This is a genomic window from Caulobacter sp. FW305-C-30-S16 (genome assembly GCF_058783025.1).
The window spans coordinates 1,322,474-1,340,339 of record NZ_JBYSYH010000001.1; the positions used below are offsets into that span (position 1 = coordinate 1,322,474).

A 17,866-nucleotide genomic window follows, 5' to 3' on the forward strand; every position below is an offset into this window, starting at 1 on the left:
CCAGTGGGCGAAAGCGACTCCGACGAGGCCCAAGTGGGCGGCGTCGCTTCGGCGACGCACGCGGACCTGACGCGCGGAAGCCGCGTCTGGTCCATCGCCTGGCTGTCGACTGTCGGCATCACCCTGGTCCTGCTCGCCATCATCTATCCGCAAACGCTCTGGCCGGTCGCCCCGGCGCTGTTCGTCGGCGGTCTGCCCGCCGGTGTCGCTCTGGCGACGCGCCGGCGTCAGTCGCGCCGCGACCAGGGCCTGATGCTGGTTCTCTGGGCCGTTGGCGGATGCCTGGCCTGTATCCTCGCCGGCGGCGTCGCCGGGCCGCTGGCCGCCTGGTGCCTCGCGCCCGTTGCAGCCGCGGCGGCGCAAGGCGGCGGCGGACGCCTGCCGCAGAGCGCGGCTCTGGCGCTGATGGCCGCCGCCGTTTCCGCCTTCGCAGTTCTGGCGGGTCTGGCGCCGGCTCCGCCGACCGGCATGGTCGCCTTCTGGATGGGGTTGACGGCCCTGGCGACCACCGGCCTTGGCCTCGGCGCCGGCCTGATCATGATCGAACGCCAGGTCAACCGCCGCGAAATCCGGCTGGATGACGAGGTCGAACGCCTGCGCGCGGTCCTCGAGGAGCAACCGCACCTGATTCTTTCGCTGTATCCGCACGGCCGGGTGCGCGCGATGTTCGGCCGGCCGCCGGCAGGGATTTCGCGCGACACCCTGGGCTCCCTGGGTCTGGCCGCCGCCGCCCTTGGCGGCCGGGATCGCAACGCCATTCTGGATGGCCTGCGCAAGGCTTCATCGGAGGGCGCGGCCGAGGTCGGCTTCACCCCCGCCGGCGCGGTCGACCGCTGGTCGGCCGTCACCCTGCGCCGGGTCGAGGAGAACCTGCTGCTGGCCGTCGTGCGCGACGCCACGCCTGAGCGTGACCGCGAGGCGTCACTCGAGCAGGCGCGGCAGGACGCCGAGAGCCTGGCCGCCGGAAAGTCGCGCTTCCTCGCCAACATGTCCCATGAACTGCGGACGCCGCTGAACGCCATCATGGGCTTCTCGGACATCATGCGGGCGCGCATGTTCGGCCCGCTGCCTGACAAGTACAGCGAGTACGGCGACCTGATCCACGAGTCCGGCGGCCACCTGCTGGACCTGATCAACGACGTGCTCGACATGTCCAAGATCGAGGCCGAACGCTTCCAGCTGTCGCGCGAGGATTTCGACGCCCGCGAGGCGGTTTCCGCGGCCATGCGGTTGATGCGAGTCCAGGCTGACGGCGTCGGCGTCCGGCTGCGCGGCGTCATCGCCCAGGGGGCGCTGGACGTCGATGCCGACCGCCGGGCGATCAAGCAGATCGTGTTGAACCTGGTGTCCAACGCGTTGAAGTTCACCCCCAAGGGCGGAGCCGTGACCGTCACCGCGCACGGCTATGATGGAGTCTTCGAACTCGTCGTTGCCGACACGGGCGTCGGCATTTCGAAGGACGATCTCGAACGCCTCGGGCGGCCCTATGAACAGGCCGGCGATCCGACCCAGCGCCAGATGGGCACCGGGCTGGGGCTGTCGCTGGTCCGCTCGTTCGCCGAACTGCACGGTGGCGAGATGACGATCGAAAGCACGGTGGGCGAGGGCACTTCGGTCACGGTCAGGCTGCCGGTGCTGATCAAGCCGGAACAGGGTGTCCCGCCGCCTGTCGGCGACAACGTGATCGCGTTCAACCCGATCCGCTAACGGCTTTCGACCTTCAGAAAGGCCCTGCCGGCGGCGAAGTCGCCGACCTCGACATAGGCGCGGCGGACGGCGTCCCGCTCGCGGCCCGAGAACACGAACTCAACCATCACGGCCTCGCGGGGATCAAGCCGTGCAAGGGCTTCGGTCGCCTGGGCCGGAAAGCGGACGAGCAGGGCGGACTTCGCGCCGGCCGGGGCGAGGCGGGCCGATGCGGGACTGCGGGCCTCGGCCGAAAACGCGCGCGTCGCCGACGGCGGCATCCGCCCGGCCAGCGGAATGCGGCCGTCAGGCCCCGCCAGACGTCGATCAAGATACGGGCCCGATGTCCGGCTGACGTCGCGCATCACCAGCCGCACCGCGTAGGGCGAGGCGCCGTCTGCAAAACTGGCCGAGGCGAGCAGCACGCCCTGGCCGTGCTTGCCGCCCAGGCCGAAGACCATCTTGTCCCAGCCGAACTTCGACGGCTGCGACAGCCGCCAGAGAGGGCCGTCGATGGAAATCGTACGGTCGGCCTGCCAGGCCGCAGTGTCGCCCGGGTAGGTCAGGCGGCTGATGCGGGAATAGCCCTCGAAAGCTGTCCGGACCCGACCGGCTGCTGTCGCGACGTCGGCGGATCGACAATCGGCGGCCTGGGCCTTCGCCCGCGCGCGTTGTTCGACGCCGAGCAGGACGTCCTCACTGGCGCCGGCGCGCAAGGCCGCGCCCCGCGCCTGAACCCTTGCCGCATCCAGCGCCGTGGAGACGCCCGGATCGAAGAGGTCGCAACGCGTATCAGCCGCCGCCATGACGGACCGTTCGTAGAACAGGTCCAGCGCACTGCCGGCCAGGGCGACGCAAGGCGTGGCGCAGACGGCCGCCGCCAGCCAGATTTCCCGCCACCGGGGGAGAGGCGCCGTGCGCGGGCTCGTCATGGACCGGTCTTTTTCCGTATGCTCTGAAATCGCAGGGCGCAGCCTAGAGTGTGCGGGTTGCGGTTCGGTTAGCGGGAACGGTCGTGCTTCTTTCGACGGACATCTGGGTGGGCGCGCTGTTGCGCCGCGCCGAACTGGGCGGCGCCTTTCCGGTCGTGGTCCGCAAGGGCGATCCCCGCGCGGGCGCAGTCCTGGTCAAGGTGCTGGATCGCAAGGCCGGCACGGCGCGGCTCTACAGCGAGGCGACCCGCGGCGATGGCGAGCGCGTCTGGATGCAGCCGGTGATCTCCGAAGCCGAGGCCGATCTGGACGCCTATGCCCAGCGCGCCCTGCGTATCGATCCCGATGTCTGGATCGTCGAGATCGATGATCGCGAGGGCCGGCACTTCCTCGTCGAGGCCGTGGAACACCGGTAGCCGCGCCGTTAACCGCCTTTCTACACCGGACTGAAAGCCCGACCGGCTCAAATGGGGTCGGTTCCTTCTGCAGTGTCCGGCGCGCCAACCATGCTTTTCCTGATGAACGACGTCGTGCTGAATCTCGACGCGCTTGATCTCGCCCCGCCGGTCGCTGCGCGACGGTTCGCCCGTCTCAGTCACAGGTTCGTGGAGCAACTCGGCGCCGAGCTGTTCTCGGAAAACCCGATGCTGCCGCACACCGATCCCGAACGGGCCGAGCGCCTGGCCGCGCTGATCATGACGCGGACGCCGGAGATCAACGCCGCCCTGTTCGTCGCGACGGCGGTCGGCTGTCCGATCGACCAGGTGCAGACCCGCTACTGCCAGATCGGGTTCGAGGTCATGGCGCTGCTGTACGAACGCCAGAAGCAGGGCTCCCTGACGACGGTCGAGGCTGACCGGCAGGTGTGGCGGCGCCTCGCCGCCTGACGAATCCCGGCTGCCGTGGCTTTCCGAACCTTTACGGACGTCCGACCGCTCGCCTAACCTGCGCGTTGAAGTTGAGGCGCGTACGCCCGGGGGGACAGGCGATGCCACTATGGAAACGCTGGGTTGCGGCTCTGGCAGCGGCCGTCGGGCTCCTGCTCGTACCCGCAGCGGCGCAGGCGAAGTGGCTGCGGGCCGAGAGTCCGCGCTTCATCATCTATACCGACCGGGGTGAAAGCGTCCTGCGGGACTACGTCATCCAGATGGAGACGTTCGACAGCCTGCTGCGCGCGCGCCATGGCCTGCCCGAGACCGGCGTACCGCCCCGGAAGCTGCCGATCTACCTCGTCCGCAGCCGCGCGGATCTCCAGCGCACCTGGCACGGCGCCAGCGACATGGTCGCCGGCTACTACACCTCTGGTCCGGGCGACGTGTTCGCCATCGCCGTCCTGGAGGGGGACGACGAGGACTCCGTCACCCTGAAGCACGAGTACGTGCACCACTTCATGCTGCAGAACTTTCCGGGGGCCTATCCGGCCTGGATGGTCGAGGGGTACGCCGAATACTACAGCACGACCCGGATCAAGGGCGCGTTCGTCGAGGTCGGACGGGTCAATGTCGGGCGCTCGTCGGAACTGCGCGATGGCCGGTGGCTGAAGATCGCCGACGTGCTGTCCAACAAGCGCGGGCCGGGGACCTCCAGCTGGAGCGACTTCTATGCGGAATCCTGGCTGCTCACCCACTATCTGATGAGCGACCCGGCCCGGTTCGGGCAGTTCCGCGCCTACGCCTCCGCGGTCGGCCGGGGGGCGGACCCCGTCGAGGCGATGGTCACGGCGACGGGCATGTCCGCCGATGCGCTGGACGAGGCCCTGCGCCGGTACATGAACACCGGTCTGCTCTACACCCAGTACAAGCGGACGGATTTCGCCGTGCCGCCCATCACCGTTACGGCTCTGCCGCCGTCCGCGGACGCCCTGCTTCTCGACCGGATGCAGCTGGTCGCCCATTCCTGGAAGTCGACGAACGAGGCCTACCTGCCGATGATCCGCGCCAAGGCGGCGAAGTTCCCCGGCGACCAGCTGGCCATGCTGGCCCTGGCCCAGACAGAGATGGAACTGGGCGATCCGGCCAAGGGCCGGGCCGTGGCGGGTGACTGGATCAAGGCCAACCCGACCGACGTCGAGGCGATGTTCATTCTGGGCTCCCACCTGAACTACGCGGCGGACGAGGAAAAGGACGACACGAAAGCGGAGGCGCTGCGGGCTGAGGGCCTGGCGGTGCTTCAGCGCGCCGCGCAGCTCGCCCCGACGGACTACCGGATCCTGTTCGCCTACGCCCAGGCCCGGCGAGGGGAGACCGGCTTTCCGACGCTGGAAACCCAGACCTTGCTGGTCACCGCCTACCGTCAGGCGCCGCAGGTGGTTGATCTCCGGTTCGAGCTCATTCAGGTGTTGATGGCCCGCAGGAACTGGCGCGAGGCCGAGGCCCTGCTACGGCCCCTGGTCAACAGTCCCCATGGCGGCGATCTGGTCGAACGGGCCAGGGTCTTGATGAAGCGTGTTCAGGCGGCGCTCGCCGCAAGCTAGGAGTTCCGCCGTGTCGCCAATGTTCCGCGCCGTCTTGGCGGTCGTCGTCGGCCTGCTGGTCGCAACCGGATGGGGCGCATCGGCGGCGGAGGCGAAATGGCTGCGGGCCGAGACGGCCCACTTCGTCCTCTACAGTGACGGGCCGGAGTCGAACCTGCGCAACTTTGCGGCCGATCTGGAGGACTTCGACAGCCTGCTGCGCATGGCCCATGGCATGGACCCGTCCGCAGCGCCGCCCCGCAAGCTCGACATCTATCTCGTCGGGGGGAACAAGGACCTGAAGCGGAGCTGGCCCGACGCCACCGAATACGTCGCCGGCGTCTATCGCGCCAACCTCGGCGACATCTACGCCGTCGCGATCCGCGGCGAGCGGGGGTCGGGCAACGGCCAGCGCTTCCTGTTCCATGAGTACGTCCATCATTTCATGATGCAGCACTTCGCCGCCGCCTATCCGGCCTGGCTGGTCGAGGGCTATGCCGAGTATTTCGGGGCCACGCGGGTCGAGGACACCCTGATTGAAGTCGGCGTCGCACCGCAGGGGCGGGCGGCGAACCTGGCCAACAACGCCTGGCTGCCGCTGAGCACCATCGCCGCCATCGCCCCGCCGATCCGGGCCGGAGACGGGCCGGACCGGGCGAGGGGCATGTACTACGCCCAGTCCTGGCTGCTGACGCACTACATGCTCAGCGATCCGGCGCGAAAGGCCCGGCTGGGCGACTATCTGCTGGCGATCGGTCGCGGAGAGGATCCGGTCAAGTCGCTCGAGACGGCGCTGGGTACGGATCTTGTGACCGCGGAGAAGACGCTGAAGCAGTACCTGCGCGCCACGCCCGGCATTCGCTACAAGCGCACCGCGCGGCCGCCGGCCGAGCTTGTAGTGACGGAGATGCCGCCGTCGGCCGATGCGCTTTTGCTTGAGGCGCAGCGTCTGAAGAGCGGCGTGCCCGCAAGCGATCGTCCGGCGTTCCTGGCCGAGATCCGCGAGCGCGCCGCGCGCTTTCCCGGAGACCGTCTGGCCGACCTGACCCTGGCCCGGGCGGAGATCACCTTCGGCGACCGGTCGGCGGGCGAGGCGATCCTGACCCGCCGCATCGCCGCCGACGCCCGCGACGCCGACGCCCTGTGGCTGATGGCGCTGAGCCGCATCTTCGCCGGAGACGCCGACCGTTCCCGCCGCGCTGCGCTCTATGCCGAGGCCAGCCCCTGGCTGGGCAAGGCGTTCGCGGTCGACCAGAACCGCTACCAGATCCTGTACAACTACGCCCAGTCGCGCTCGATGACGCCGGACTACCCGACCGACAACACCCTGGCGGTGCTGCTCAAGGCGCATGAACTGGCGCCGCAGGTCGGTACGATACGGCTCAACGCGGCGCGGGCGCTGATGAAGCGCGGCCGGTTCCCCCAGGCCATCGCGTTGCTGACCCCGCTGGCCAACAATCCGCACGGCGGCTCGCTCGCCGATGCGGCGGAACGGCTGATCGCCCAGGCTCGCGCCGGCCAGCTGGCGGATGCGGCCGGCGAGCCGGCGGATGAAGGCCCCGGCGACAGGTGACAAACGGCGGCGGGACGGCTACCCCCGCCGCCATGTCCAACACGACCGCCCTGGAAGCCGCGCGCCGGCGCACCTTCGCCATCATCAGTCACCCTGACGCCGGCAAGACGACCCTGACCGAGAACCTGCTGCTGGCCGGCGGGGCGATCCGGGCCGCCGGCGCGGTGCGGGCGCGCGGCGAAAACCGCCGCACCCGGTCCGACTGGATGAAGATCGAGCGCGAGCGCGGCATCTCGGTCAGCGCCTCGGTGATGACGTTCGACCACGACGGCCTGATGTTCAACCTGCTGGACACGCCGGGCCACGAGGACTTCTCGGAAGACACCTACCGCACCCTGACCGCCGCCGACGCCGCCGTCATGGTGCTGGACGCGGCCAAGGGCATCGAGCCGCAGACGCTGAAGCTGTTCGAGGTTTGCCGCCTGCGCGACATTCCGATCGTCACCTTCATCAACAAGATGGACCGCGAGGCCCAGGACCCGTTCGCCCTGCTGGACGAGATCGCCTCCAAGCTGGCGCTCGATCCGGCGCCGCTCTACTGGCCGGCCGGATCCGGCGGGCGGTTCAAGGGCATGATGGACTTCCGCAACAAGACGCTGATCCCCTTCAGCAAGAACCGCGACGAGGGTCATCCCGCGCCGGTCGCGTTCAAGTCCAACGCAATCGACGCCCTGCTGTCGCCCGACGAACGCGACGAGCTGGAGGAGGGCGCCATGCTGGTCCAGGAGGCGTCCAAGCCGTTTGACCAGCAGGCCTTCCTCGAAGGGCACATGACGCCGGTGATCTTTGGCTCGGCCCTGCGCCACTTCGGCGTCAGCGAGCTGCTGGCGACCCTGGCCGCCTTCGCGCCGCCGCCCAAGGCGGTGAAGGCCACGCGCAATGGCGAGGAGACCCAGGTCCTGCCGGGCGACAGCGAAGTCACCGGCTTCGTCTTCAAGGTCCAGGCGAACATGGACCCCAACCACCGCGACCGGATCGCCTTCCTCAAGCTGACCAGCGGCAAGTTCCAGCGTGGCATGAAGCTGAAGGCGCAGAACACCGGCAAACAGATGAGCGTCAACGCGCCGATCATGTTCTTCGCCTCCGACCGCGAACTGGCCGAGGAGGCCTACGCCGGCGACGTCATCGGCATTCCCAACCACGGCGTGCTGCGCGTCGGCGACAGCCTGTCGGAGACCGGCGCGCTGCGCTTCGCCGGCCTGCCCAACTTCGCCCCGGAAATTCTGCGCCGCGTGCGGGTCAAGGATCCGCTGAAGGCCAAGCACCTCAAACGCGCCCTCGAAGGCCTCGCGGAAGAGGGGGTAACCCAGCTGTTCCGCCCGATCCTCGGATCGGACTTCGTCGTCGGGGCCGTGGGCCAGCTGCAGTTCGAGGTCATGGCCGACCGGCTGCTCAACGAATACCAGCTGGACGTGATCTTCGAGCCGGCGCCCTACGCCGAGGCTCGCTGGCTGCACGGCACGGCCGCCCAGATCGAGACCTTCGCCTCGACCCACCGCACCACCATGGCCGAGGACATTGACGCCTCGCCGATCTTCCTCGGCAAGTCCGCCTGGGAGATCAACTACGTGGCCGAAAGGTACCCGGATCTGGAGTTCCTGCGGACGCGGGAACGCGGCTAGCCCCCTCTTTGCAGTATGGACGCCGGCGCGGGCCGTGATTGACTGGCGACCGAACCTGGAGGTCCGCCATGCTCGCGTCAGTCCTGTCCGCGTCCCTGATCCTGGCCGCATCCTCCGGGCCGCCGCCCTATCCGGAGAGCCTCGCCTGCGCTGCGGTGACCCAGGCGGCCGCGGAGCTGGTCAAGGACCCGGTCACCGGCATTCCGGCCAATCCCGAGTTCGACAACGCGATGTTCTGGTCGTTCGCCACGATGGATTCGGCCCAGCGGGCCGGAATGTCTTCCGCCCGGGCCGAGGCCGACCAGAAGAGGGACCGGGCCGTTGAGAAGGCGCTGCTGGCGGCGGGTGATCCGGCGGCCAGGGCGCGGCTGGCGGCCTGCGCCGCACGGGTGCCGCCCACGGGCGGCTAAGGCGTCGCGTTAACCATACCGAAGAAATTTACGTCTTGTTAACGGCTTGGGACCGGCGTTTGCTCTGCTCCTGAAGACTGTCCTCCGGGTGTTCCGGGTCGGGACGGATTTCGCCGGGGAGCAGGCGTCGCATGTTCGAGTTCGGTCGTGAGTTGCGCCGTTTCCTGGGGGGCGAGCCCGTCGCCGGGGTATTCCGGGATGGTCTGACGGGGGGAGACTCCACCCTGCTGGAGCTCCTTGATCTGCGTTTGCTGATCAACGAGGCGCGGGGCGCGGACGTGGCGGCCGGGCGCATCGGGGTCAAGGATCGCGGCACGCGGCTGATCGAGGCCTCCGTCGCCTGGCGCGAAGTCGCCCGCCGGTCCGGAGACGCCACCGCCCTGCGCAAGGCCGCCTCGGGCGCCGAGGCCGCGGCGAAGCTGTTCACGGAACAACACAAGGCTTCGGGCGTCGCCCGGGCCAAGGCGGAACAGGGGCTTTGCGCCCTGCTGGGCGCCGAACTGTTCGGAGACGAGGGCCTGGTGGCCGCCGCCGAGCGGGTTCTGGGCGAGGCGGCCACGGCCTCGGGCGTAGGTGCGGCGCTGGCCGGCGCTGCGCTGGCAGGCGTTCGGGGCCGCTCGGCCTTGGCCTCGAGCAACAACGTCGCCGCGATCACGGCGGCCTATGACACGCCCCTGGCCGTCCTGACCGCCGCCGGGCGGGCCAGTCCCGCCGCGCGCCTGATGGCTGCCGAACACCGCACAACCCGCGCGGACCTGCTGTCCCTGGCGGGCGCGGCGGTGCGGGACAAGGACCTGATCGAGCAGGGCGTACGGGAGGCGAAAGCCGTCGTCGCCGGACTGGACCTGGCCGTCGAACCCCTGAGCTGGGGTCGGGCGAGAGCCGCTGAGGGCGCGGCGCTGGCGCTGCTGGCGGAACTGACGGGCGACGTCGGCGTGGCGGCGGACGGCGTGGACGCGCTGGCCGGCGCGCTGGAACAGGTGGCCAAGGATCACAGCCCGCTCGACTGGGCCCGCATCCAGACCGGCCTTGGCCAGGCGCTGATCCTGCTGGGCGAGACCAGCGACAATCCCCGCGCCTTTGAACAGGCCGTGACCTGCTTCGACCGCGCGGAACTGGTGCTGAAGGAACAGCCGGCGCTGGCCCTGCGCGCCCAGGCCGCCGGTGCGCGCGCCATGGCGCTGGGCCGGCAGGCCGAGCTGACCGGCGATCTGGCGGTGCTGGACGTCGCCGTCGCGGCGCTGAAGACCGAACTCTGCCGGCTCAAGCCTTCCGTCGAACCGGTCGCCTGGGCCGTGGCGCAGATGAATCTGGCCCGCCTCTACGAAACCCGCGTCGACATCACCGGCCGCGATGACGGCGGGCTGGAGGCGGCGTCCGTCGCGCTCGCCACCGCCATGGATGTGTTCGGCGAGGAAGGCATGCGGTCGCTGACCGACCTGGCCCATCAGGCGCTGGAGCGGTTGCGGACCCGCGGCGCGCCGCACCAGGCGGATGAACGCTGGTGATAGCCCTGCTGGTCACGCTGTTGCTGTCCGGCCCGACCCTCGGCGAGGACGCGATGGTCGTTCAGCCGTCGTGGCTCCAGACGCCTACCGGCGACGACATCGGCCGGGTGACGCCTTACCTCGAGAGCCCGCCGGCCGAGGTTCAGGTCGTGATGGCCTGCCGCATCACGGGAGCCGGGCGGCTCGAGGCCTGTTCCATCAAGTCGGAGACCCCCGCCGGCCTGGGCTACGGCGCCGCCGCCCTGGCCCTGGCGCCGGTTTTCAGGATGCCCGACGTGGATATGAACGGCCGCCCCGTCGCTGGACGGATGGTCCAGATTCCGATCATCTGGAAGAACACGCCGGAGTAGTCCCGGCGCTCACCGCCACGCCCGGCGCCAGGAAATCGGAGGCCGCACATGCCCGCTATGGTGCTGGCGCTTGCCCTGCTGATTGAAAGTCCAGCGCCGCCGCCCCCGCCCGCTATTGATGGTCTGCCGCGATGGCTGGCGAAGCCGTCCGGGCAGGACTTCCTGAAGGTCTATCCTCGCAGGGCGATGGCGAACCGTCTGGCCGGCCGTGCGGTGATCAGTTGCAGCCTGCTGGCCACGGGTCGCCTGGCCGATTGCGTGGTTGCGGAGGAAACGCCGGCTGAAAGCGGATTTGGAGCGGCCGCGCTCCGTCTGGCGCCGAAGTTCCTGCTGTCGCCCGTCGATCAGGATGGAAAGTCCATCGTCGGCGGGACGGTCCGCATTCCGCTCGTCTGGAACCCGCCGCCGAACTAGGCCGCCGCGACATCGCCCGTCGAACGGCGCATGCGCCAGAACCGGATTGTCCGCAGGGCCGCGTCGCGGGGCAGGGCGCTGTAGAGGTCGCCGTGCGCCTTGGCGCGGGACATGGCGTCGTCGGCGCGATCCAGGATCAGAACGGTGAAGGTCAGGAACAGGCTGCGGTCGAAATCCGCCGCCTTGCAGACGATGGCCAGGGCGTCGAGTTCCTTGCGCTCCAGGATCAGCCGCGCCGTGTGGAAGTCGATGTCGGCCAGCACGCCGAGCGCGATGAGGAAGCGGGTGGTTTCGCGGTTGCGCAGCATGGCCGCCAGGGTGCGGGGGCTGATCTCGCCCTTGGCCTTCATCGCCTTAACGGCCGCCTCCGCCTCGGCGTAGTCGGCGGGCAGCACCCCGTCGCCGACGGCGACGCGCTTGCGCCCGGCGCTCAGGGCGGAATCCAGCTGGGCGGGGTCAATCCCGGCATTCCGCGCGATGATCTGGTCGCGAAGCCTGGCCTCGACGACGAAGTACATCTCGTTCAGCAGATCGGCCGGCAGGGATTTGCGGTTCACGACCGCTTCGTGCAGCGCCGGATTGACGGTGGCGCGATCAATAACGCGCTCGTGTGATGCGCGCGAGAGTTCGGCGCCCTCGTTGCGCAGCAGAACGCCCAGGGTCTGGTCATCGCCGCGCTCGACGATCGCGTCAGACACGGCTTCGGACACCGAATGCCGCTGCGAGATCGCCCGCAGATGATCCTGGCCGTGGGTGCGGGCGACTTGAAGCAGATCTGCGTCGCTCAGGGCGTAGGAGTGCTGCAGCACCGGGCGGGCGACCATGATGTCGTCGCGCGCCAACGACCGCATCAGGCCCGCCGGGGCGCCGCCTCCTTGCGCCATGCGGGTTGAAAGCTCTGCGCGCACGGCGAGCTCCATCTCACCCGCCAGCTGGCTCAGGACGTCGTCGAACAGGGCCATCTCCGTGGCGCCATGCCGGCTGCCGGAGAAGAACAGGTCAGTCACGCCGCGCAGCAACTCGCGTCGGCGGCTGCTGTCGGTTTCGCCGGCCAGGGCGATCAGGTCATGGAGCCGACTGCCGCCGGCGGGCGCCGTCGTCATTTCGCGCTCCCCGCGGGGGAGCGGCGGGCGGCGGCGCGCTCTGCTTCGCGCCGGGCGGCGCGCTCGGCCTCTTCCGCCGCGTCGGACGCGCCGACGCCGCCGAGATCGTCTCCGGCCGGCGCATCGGAAAGCACGCCATCGCCCACGCCGCTGAGGGCGACCGCACCGGCCAGGCTGGCCTCGGGCCGATAGGCGGGCGCGCCGCCCTCCGGCGTCGCCGGTATCGGGTCAGGCGTTTCGCCATAGGGACGGTGTACGGAATAGAAGCGGGGGCCGGCCGAGGCGTAAAGACCTCCCTGGACCGCCGTCGCGCCGGGGGGCGGCGGCAGAGTGGCGGCGGCTGCGCGGGGCGCAGGCGCGCTGTACAGGCTTTGCGGCGCGGCCGGCTGGGCCGGCGGCGGTGCGTAACGCGCAGGCGCGGGCGCAGCCGACAGGGCGCGCGGGGCGGTGTAGGCGGCAGCGGGCGGTATCGCCATGGGCGGTTGGGTCGCCGCCCCCCTGCCATAAATGCCGCCGGCCATCAGCTCCGGACGGGCTGGAGCTTGCTGCCGGGGCGCTGCGGACGCGATTGCCGGTGCGGCGGTTTTGCCGCTCCAGCGCAGCATCGGACCGGAATAGGGCACAGGCGCCTGACCGCCGGTCGCCGGCGCGGCGCGCGGCCCATAGCGATCCTCGCCGGCGTGGGCGCTGACGGCGCTGGAGGCCAGGATGGCGATGGCGAGGACGAGACGCATGAACGCTTCCGATGATCTGGAGCCTTCAGGTCTAGCCGATGCCGCTTAATCCGCGCCTAACGCCCGCGCCACCAGACCAGAGCCCGGCGCTCCGCGATCTGCAGCAGGGCGTAGAGCCCGGCGCCCATGACGGCCAGAACGAAGAGGGCGGCGAAGGCCTTCGCGGTCTGCAACCGGTTGCTGGCTTCGAGAATCCGCCAGGCGAGACCCTGGGATCCGCCCGAGCCCGCGCCGAACTCGGCGACCACGGCGCCGACGACCGCCAGCCCGGCTGCGACCTTATGCCCCTCCAGGAGGAAGGGCACGGCCGTCGGCAGGCGAAGCCGCGTCAGCTTCTGCCAGCGGGTCGCGCCGTAGAGGTCGAACAACCGCTCCAGGTCCGGATCGACGGCCTTCAGGCCCGTCAGGGCGCCGGAAAAAATCGGGAAGAAGGCGACAACGGCCGCCAGACCGATGACCGCCCGCTCGGGATGCTCGAGGCCGGCCCAGATCGTCACCAGCGGTGCGATGGCGATCACCGGCGTGACCTGCAGCGTGACCACGACCGGCTGGATGGCCCGCTCGACCAGGCCGCTGAGGCCCGCCGCGAGCGCCAGCAGGCTGGCCAGGATGCTCGCGGTCAGCAGCGCCCACAGCGCAGTGGCCAGGGTGTTCCATCCCGACGAGGCGAGCAGCGGCAGGTTCTGGACGAGGGCCTGGCCGATCGCTGACGGCGTCGGCAGCAGGTAGCTCGGCGTCTCCAGCAGCCGGCAGGCGGCCTCCCAGACACCGAGCAGCAGGCCGATGAACACGACAGGCGCGGTGATGGCGGTCAGGGACTTCACGCCGCCCGCCCCATGCCCGCCCCGAGCAGGTCCGATACCTGCTCGGCGGTTCTGCGGAAGGCTTCCGTGGTCCGAAACCCGGCCGGGCGCGGCATCGGCCCGTCGACCAGCGCCTCGCCGGCGATGCGGCCGGGGCCCGCGGTCATCACGACAACCCGCGAGGCCATGTAGACGGCCTCCTCGACATTGTGGGTGACGAACAGGATGGCCGGTCGGAGGTCCGACCAGAGGGCCAGAACGTCATCGGCCAGCGTGCGCCGGGTGATCTCGTCGAGCGCCGCGAACGGCTCGTCGAGCAGCAGCAGGCGGGGGCGGGTGACCAGCGCCCGGGCCAGCGAGACCCGCATCGCCATGCCGCCGGACAGTTGCGCCGGCCTGCGGTCGGCGGCGTCGGCCAGGCCGACTTTCGACAGCGCGTCCCGTGCACGGTCGTGCGCTTCCCGTCGGTCGATCCCGGTCAGTTCCAGAGGCAGGGCGACATTCGCCGTCGCGCTCATCCACGGCGCCAGGGTCGGCGCCTGGAACACCAGCGACGTCTCGCCGCGGCCGGCCGTTCGCTCGACCGTTCCCCGGCTCGGGGATTCAAGGCCGGCCAGCAGCCGCATCGCCGTAGACTTGCCGCAGCCCGACGGCCCGACAAGCGCAACAACCTCTCCGGCCGCCAGCGTCAGGTCAAACGGCCCCAGCGCCTGACGGCCGCGGTAGTCGACCTCGACCGAGGCGAGGGCGGCGGTCACGCGTTCGGCGTCACGAAATCGAGGGTGAAGGCCTGACGATAGTCCATGTCCTTCGGATAGACGCCCTGCTCCGACGTCACACGGAAGAACTCGGCCCAGCGGGCTTCGCTCATGGCGCCGACATTGCCGCCGGCCGCGTCGCCGGACTCGACGATGCCGTGGTTGCGCATCTGCTCGCGCGCATTGGCCAGCAGGGCCGGCGTCATTTCCGGATTGTCCTTCAGGATCAGGGCGTCGGCCGCTGCGGGGTCGCCGTGCAGATAGGCCTTCCAGCCCACGGCGCTCGCCTCCACGAACGCACGGACGGTGTCCGGGTCGGCCTCGATGAGCTTGTTCGGCGCCAGCACCATCGTGGCGTAGCCCGGGTAGCCTTCGTCGGCGAGCAGGAAGACCGCCGGCTTGAAACCGCCCTCCTTCTCGACCTGGTACGGCTCACTCGAAAGGTAGCCCTGCACGATGGCCCGCTTGTCGGCGAGGAAGGGCGCCAGGCTGTAGTTGTAGCTGCGCGTCTGGGCGTCGGTGAAACCGTACTTCGCCTTCAGCCAGACCCAGAAGGCGGTCTTTGACGCGTCGGCCAGCAGGATCGGCCGGCCGGTCATGTCGGCGATCTTCGCCACGCCCGTGTCCGGGTGGGCGATCAGCACCTGCGGGTCCTTCTGGAAGAAGGCCGCGACGGCTTTCACCGGCGCCTTCTCGGCGGCCATGTTCAGCGGGATGAAGCTGTTGGAGCCCATGCCCAGCTCGATGGCGCCGGCGGCCAGCAGCTGGGGCACGTTCACGCTCGGCCCGCCCTGCATGATGGTCACGTCGAGGCCGCGCTTCTCGTACTCGCCGCTGGCCAGCGCCTGGTAGAAGCCGCCATGCTCGCCCTGGGCGCGCCAGTCGGTCGCGAACCGGATCGTCTTTCGACCGGTCGGGGCCTTGGGCTTGGGCGCACAGGCGGCGGCCAGAACCGCCAGCGAGGCGGCGATCATCTGACGGCGAGTGGTCATGGCGGTGTCCCCGGCTGCTGCTCGCAGAACCTAGGTCGACGATGCTGGGGCGCCAAGGGACGATCAACGATTGTGGAGGGGGCGGAGGGAAAGCGCTGCCCCAAACGAGCAAGAGGACGGTGCTTCCGGTCGCCCGGCCGCATCGCCCTCTCACCCAGGGCCCTTGCGGGTCCTGCGGTCTGGAGGTAGTGGATCGCCGGGTGTCCGGGGTCGCCCCCGGTCCTCATCGATCCGCTCCCGGTCCGGTCTCCGCGGGTCTCCCCCCGGTCCGTCTCCCTGGAGCGTCCCGCCCGCCTGGCCTTCCGGTTTCCCGTCTCGCCCGCGCCGCGTTTCCTCTCGACGTCCCGAGTGTGTTTCGGGTCCGGGCGGGGCGCAACAGGCCTGAAAATCGCGACTGTGCAGCGTTCGGGAAGAGGCTGTGGATGTGCGGTGCACGAGCTGGGACTCGTCCCCGCAACCGGTTTGTCGCCCGGTGATCCGCGTTATCCACAACAATCCCGTTTCCCCGCCAGACGGGTATGGTGAAGGCGTCGCTAGCCGATGACGCGCGGCTTTCGCCCGGCTATGGAATGGCGACAGCACAACAACCCAACCGGGGAAGCGACCATGAGCCTGATCACCACCGAAAAGCGCGGCCATGTCGCCATCCTGACTCTGAACCGGCCGGACGCGATGAACGCCCTGGGCGCGCCGGGCGACGGCGACCAGGTGGCCGCCGCCTGCGCGGCGATCAACGCCGACAAGGACGTGCGGTGCGTGATCCTCACCGGCGCCGGCCGCGCCTTCTCGGCGGGCGGCAACGTCAAGGCCATGAAGGACCGCGAGGGCGCGTTCGGCGGCAATGCCGTCAGCATCCGCGAGAACTATCGCACCAACATCCACCGCATCGTCCGCGCCATCTACGGCCTCGAGGTTCCGTCCATCGCGGCGGTGAACGGGGCGGCCATCGGCCTGGGCTGCGATGTCGCCTGCATGACCGACATCCGCATCGCCGCCGAAGGCGCCAAGATGGGCGTCACCTTCCTCAAGCTGGGCCTGATCCCCGGCGATGGCGGCGCCTGGCTGCTGCCGCGGACCATCGGCATGAGCCGCGCGTCCGAACTGCTGTTCACCGGCGACGTGATCGACGCGCAGACCGCCTGTGACTGGGGCCTGGTCAGCCGGGTCGTCCCGGGCGAGACCCTGATGGACGAAGCCATGGCCATGGCCGAAAAGATCGCCCAGCAGCCGCCGCACGCCCTGCGTCTGGCCAAGGCCCTGCTCAAACATGGCCAGAGCACCAGCTACGACACCCTGCTGGAGATGAGCGCCGCCTCCCAGGCCATCTGCCACCTGACCGAGGATCACATGGAGGGCGTCGACGCCCTGCTCGAGAAGCGCCCGGCGAACTTCAAGGGGATGTAGCAATGAGGGCGGCGTCCTGCCTCCTGGCCGCACTCCTGCTGAGCGCGTGCGGACCAGACCCGTCGCAAACGGCGTCGCCGCCGGCTGCGGCTCCGGCGGCGACGCCCGATCCCAACGGCTGGGCCTTTGCGATCGGCAAGAACAGCGTCGAAATGGCCTGGATGACCGAGACCATGCCCGGCAGATCGCCCCTGCGGCTGGTCTGCGCCCGGAATGACGGTTTCATGGTGGAGGCCGCGACGTTGACGCCGGTCGCCAGCGAGGAGCGGCTTTCGATCGGCGCAGGCGATACGGTCGTCGCCCTTGTGGCGGTGGCCGGGCAGGGCGCGCACGGCCCGCGGATCCGCGCGACGGGACCTGTGGACGAGGGGCTGCTGACCGCGCTGACCGCTGGCGGGCCGATCTCCATCAGCTATGGCGCCCAGACCTATGGACCGCTCGCCGTGGCTGCGCCCGCGCTCCGGCGCGCCTTCGCCGAGACCTGCCGCAAACTGAACGCGGGCACGCCGGTCTGATGGGCAAGGACGTTGACTCCATTCCCGCCCGGTTTGGCGACGGCGTCGACGTCGGCAGGCTGCAATGGGAAGCGCCGAAACTGATCTTTCGCGGCGCGACCCGCCGGGTGTTCGAGGGCGAGGCGCTGAAAGGGCTGGTCGCCGAGGAGGGTGATCTGGTGCTCGCCGACGGCTCGCGCTTCGCCCTGGGCGCGGTTCAGGCCGCGCGGTGGGCGCAAGCGATCCTCAATCCGCCCGGCCGACTGGACAAGCTGGGCGTAAAGCCCGGCATGGCCGTCGCCATCGAAGGCTTCGAAGACCCCGAGTTCGCGGCGGAACTCGCGGGCCGCGCCACTTTGTCGAACGCGTTCAGCGAACTTGATATCCTGTTTTACAGCGCCGACAGCGCAGAGGACCTGGCCCGCATCCCGGACCTGATCCCTCGGCTCGCCGAGCGCGGGGCGCTGTGGATCGTCTCGCTCAAGGGGAAACTGCTCAGGCTGAAGGATGTCGAGGTCATGGCCGCCGCCAAGGCGCACGGACTGGTCGACAACAAGGTCTGCGCCTTTTCGGCCACCCGGACGGCCCTGAGGTTCACCCGTCGGCGGTGACGCAATCGTCGCCTTGGCGC

The 17,866-nt window shown here is 69.8% G+C and carries 19 protein-coding genes; 13 read left to right on the forward strand and 6 right to left on the reverse strand.

The genetic code is table 11. The annotated features are described in order from the left end of the window. Nucleotides 1-3 precede the first annotated feature (3 nt). A complete protein-coding gene (locus AC3WJT_RS06520; protein WP_492342255.1) occupies nucleotides 4-1,707 on the forward strand; it encodes a sensor histidine kinase in 1,704 nt (567 codons plus the stop codon). On the opposite strand, the gene AC3WJT_RS06525 is transcribed toward AC3WJT_RS06520, so the two are convergent. After that, nucleotides 1,704-2,618: a hypothetical protein gene (locus AC3WJT_RS06525; RefSeq protein ID WP_492342256.1), complete on the reverse strand. Its 915-nt coding sequence runs from the start codon at nucleotides 2,616-2,618 to the stop codon at nucleotides 1,704-1,706. The two genes, AC3WJT_RS06520 and AC3WJT_RS06525, sit on opposite strands and share 4 nt — an antisense overlap. A gap of 83 nt (nucleotides 2,619-2,701) precedes the next feature. Here AC3WJT_RS06525 and AC3WJT_RS06530 point away from each other — a divergent pair, with 83 nt between their 5' ends. The 9 genes from AC3WJT_RS06530 to AC3WJT_RS06570 all read left to right on the forward strand — a co-directional run bounded on the left by AC3WJT_RS06530 (nucleotide 2,702) and on the right by AC3WJT_RS06570 (nucleotide 10,947). Further along, a complete protein-coding gene (locus tag AC3WJT_RS06530) occupies nucleotides 2,702-3,034 on the forward strand; it encodes a DUF1491 family protein (RefSeq protein WP_492342257.1) in 333 nt (110 codons plus the stop codon). Between the two features lie 90 nt (nucleotides 3,035-3,124). Then, nucleotides 3,125-3,505, forward strand: coding sequence for a hypothetical protein (locus tag AC3WJT_RS06535; protein WP_492342258.1), 381 nt, complete (start codon nucleotides 3,125-3,127; stop codon nucleotides 3,503-3,505). Between the two features lie 101 nt (nucleotides 3,506-3,606). Beyond that, a complete protein-coding gene (locus tag AC3WJT_RS06540; protein ID WP_492342259.1) occupies nucleotides 3,607-5,091 on the forward strand; it encodes a DUF1570 domain-containing protein in 1,485 nt (494 codons plus the stop codon). Between the two features lie 10 nt (nucleotides 5,092-5,101). After that, nucleotides 5,102-6,643 carry a DUF1570 domain-containing protein gene (locus tag AC3WJT_RS06545; RefSeq protein WP_492342260.1) on the forward strand — a complete coding sequence of 514 codons (1,542 nt, stop codon included), beginning with the start codon at nucleotides 5,102-5,104 and terminating at the stop codon, nucleotides 6,641-6,643. A 32-nt stretch (nucleotides 6,644-6,675) separates the two neighbouring features. Continuing rightward, the gene (locus AC3WJT_RS06550; protein ID WP_492342261.1) at nucleotides 6,676-8,265 is read left to right on the forward strand and encodes a peptide chain release factor 3; all 1,590 of its coding nucleotides are present in this window, start codon (nucleotides 6,676-6,678) and stop codon (nucleotides 8,263-8,265) included. Between the two features lie 68 nt (nucleotides 8,266-8,333). Beyond that, entirely contained in the window at nucleotides 8,334-8,675 is a 342-nt protein-coding gene (locus tag AC3WJT_RS06555) for a hypothetical protein (RefSeq protein ID WP_492342262.1), read from the forward strand. A gap of 131 nt (nucleotides 8,676-8,806) precedes the next feature. Then, nucleotides 8,807-10,183, forward strand: coding sequence for a hypothetical protein (locus AC3WJT_RS06560; protein WP_492342263.1), 1,377 nt, complete (start codon nucleotides 8,807-8,809; stop codon nucleotides 10,181-10,183). Next, nucleotides 10,180-10,533: a hypothetical protein gene (locus AC3WJT_RS06565; RefSeq protein ID WP_492342264.1), complete on the forward strand. Its 354-nt coding sequence runs from the start codon at nucleotides 10,180-10,182 to the stop codon at nucleotides 10,531-10,533. Before AC3WJT_RS06560 ends, AC3WJT_RS06565 begins: the two co-directional genes overlap by 4 nt. Before the next feature lie 48 nt (nucleotides 10,534-10,581). Continuing rightward, nucleotides 10,582-10,947: a TonB family protein gene (locus tag AC3WJT_RS06570; protein WP_492342265.1), complete on the forward strand. Its 366-nt coding sequence runs from the start codon at nucleotides 10,582-10,584 to the stop codon at nucleotides 10,945-10,947. Here AC3WJT_RS06570 and AC3WJT_RS06575 read toward each other — a convergent pair. From AC3WJT_RS06575 to AC3WJT_RS06595, 5 genes are read right to left on the reverse strand one after another with little or no spacing between them, the layout of a single operon-like run. Next, on the reverse strand, nucleotides 10,944-12,050 hold the full coding sequence (locus AC3WJT_RS06575) for a DUF2336 domain-containing protein (RefSeq protein WP_492342266.1): 1,107 nt from the start codon (nucleotides 12,048-12,050) through the stop codon (nucleotides 10,944-10,946). The genes AC3WJT_RS06570 and AC3WJT_RS06575 overlap by 4 nt on opposite strands. Beyond that, entirely contained in the window at nucleotides 12,047-12,784 is a 738-nt protein-coding gene (locus tag AC3WJT_RS06580) for a hypothetical protein (protein WP_492342267.1), read from the reverse strand. The genes AC3WJT_RS06575 and AC3WJT_RS06580 overlap by 4 nt, the downstream gene beginning before the upstream one ends. Before the next feature lie 56 nt (nucleotides 12,785-12,840). Further along, nucleotides 12,841-13,599 (reverse strand): ABC transporter permease, encoded by a 759-nt coding sequence (locus tag AC3WJT_RS06585; RefSeq protein ID WP_492342380.1) that lies wholly within the window; start codon nucleotides 13,597-13,599, stop codon nucleotides 12,841-12,843. 5 nt (nucleotides 13,600-13,604) lie between these two features. Further along, nucleotides 13,605-14,345: an ABC transporter ATP-binding protein gene (locus AC3WJT_RS06590; RefSeq protein ID WP_492342268.1), complete on the reverse strand. Its 741-nt coding sequence runs from the start codon at nucleotides 14,343-14,345 to the stop codon at nucleotides 13,605-13,607. Then, nucleotides 14,342-15,337 (reverse strand): ABC transporter substrate-binding protein, encoded by a 996-nt coding sequence (locus AC3WJT_RS06595; RefSeq protein ID WP_492342269.1) that lies wholly within the window; start codon nucleotides 15,335-15,337, stop codon nucleotides 14,342-14,344. Before AC3WJT_RS06595 ends, AC3WJT_RS06590 begins: the two co-directional genes overlap by 4 nt. Before the next feature lie 606 nt (nucleotides 15,338-15,943). Between AC3WJT_RS06595 and AC3WJT_RS06600 the strand changes: the two genes are divergently transcribed. The 3 genes from AC3WJT_RS06600 to AC3WJT_RS06610 are packed head-to-tail and all read left to right on the forward strand — an operon-like array spanning nucleotide 15,944 to nucleotide 17,846. After that, entirely contained in the window at nucleotides 15,944-16,741 is a 798-nt protein-coding gene (locus AC3WJT_RS06600) for a crotonase/enoyl-CoA hydratase family protein (RefSeq protein WP_492342270.1), read from the forward strand. Nucleotides 16,742-16,743: 2 nt separating this feature from the next. Beyond that, nucleotides 16,744-17,256, forward strand: coding sequence for a hypothetical protein (locus AC3WJT_RS06605; RefSeq protein WP_492342271.1), 513 nt, complete (start codon nucleotides 16,744-16,746; stop codon nucleotides 17,254-17,256). Then, nucleotides 17,256-17,846 (forward strand): DUF3052 domain-containing protein, encoded by a 591-nt coding sequence (locus tag AC3WJT_RS06610; protein ID WP_492342272.1) that lies wholly within the window; start codon nucleotides 17,256-17,258, stop codon nucleotides 17,844-17,846. The genes AC3WJT_RS06605 and AC3WJT_RS06610 overlap by 1 nt, the downstream gene beginning before the upstream one ends. Nucleotides 17,847-17,866: the final 20 nt, after the last annotated feature.

Coding starts and splice junctions, on each gene's coding strand:
- AC3WJT_RS06525 (WP_492342256.1), bottom strand. CDS start 2,618: ATGACGAGCCCGCGCACGGCGCCTCTCCCCCGGTGGCGGGAAATCTGG.
- AC3WJT_RS06535 (WP_492342258.1), top strand. CDS start 3,125: ATGCTTTTCCTGATGAACGACGTCGTGCTGAATCTCGACGCGCTTGAT.
- AC3WJT_RS06540 (WP_492342259.1), top strand. CDS start 3,607: ATGCCACTATGGAAACGCTGGGTTGCGGCTCTGGCAGCGGCCGTCGGG.
- AC3WJT_RS06550 (WP_492342261.1), top strand. CDS start 6,676: ATGTCCAACACGACCGCCCTGGAAGCCGCGCGCCGGCGCACCTTCGCC.
- AC3WJT_RS06555 (WP_492342262.1), top strand. CDS start 8,334: ATGCTCGCGTCAGTCCTGTCCGCGTCCCTGATCCTGGCCGCATCCTCC.
- AC3WJT_RS06560 (WP_492342263.1), top strand. CDS start 8,807: ATGTTCGAGTTCGGTCGTGAGTTGCGCCGTTTCCTGGGGGGCGAGCCC.
- AC3WJT_RS06570 (WP_492342265.1), top strand. CDS start 10,582: ATGCCCGCTATGGTGCTGGCGCTTGCCCTGCTGATTGAAAGTCCAGCG.
- AC3WJT_RS06575 (WP_492342266.1), bottom strand. CDS start 12,050: ATGACGACGGCGCCCGCCGGCGGCAGTCGGCTCCATGACCTGATCGCC.
- AC3WJT_RS06580 (WP_492342267.1), bottom strand. CDS start 12,784: ATGCGTCTCGTCCTCGCCATCGCCATCCTGGCCTCCAGCGCCGTCAGC.
- AC3WJT_RS06595 (WP_492342269.1), bottom strand. CDS start 15,337: ATGACCACTCGCCGTCAGATGATCGCCGCCTCGCTGGCGGTTCTGGCC.
- AC3WJT_RS06600 (WP_492342270.1), top strand. CDS start 15,944: ATGAGCCTGATCACCACCGAAAAGCGCGGCCATGTCGCCATCCTGACT.
- AC3WJT_RS06605 (WP_492342271.1), top strand. CDS start 16,744: ATGAGGGCGGCGTCCTGCCTCCTGGCCGCACTCCTGCTGAGCGCGTGC.
- AC3WJT_RS06610 (WP_492342272.1), top strand. CDS start 17,256: ATGGGCAAGGACGTTGACTCCATTCCCGCCCGGTTTGGCGACGGCGTC.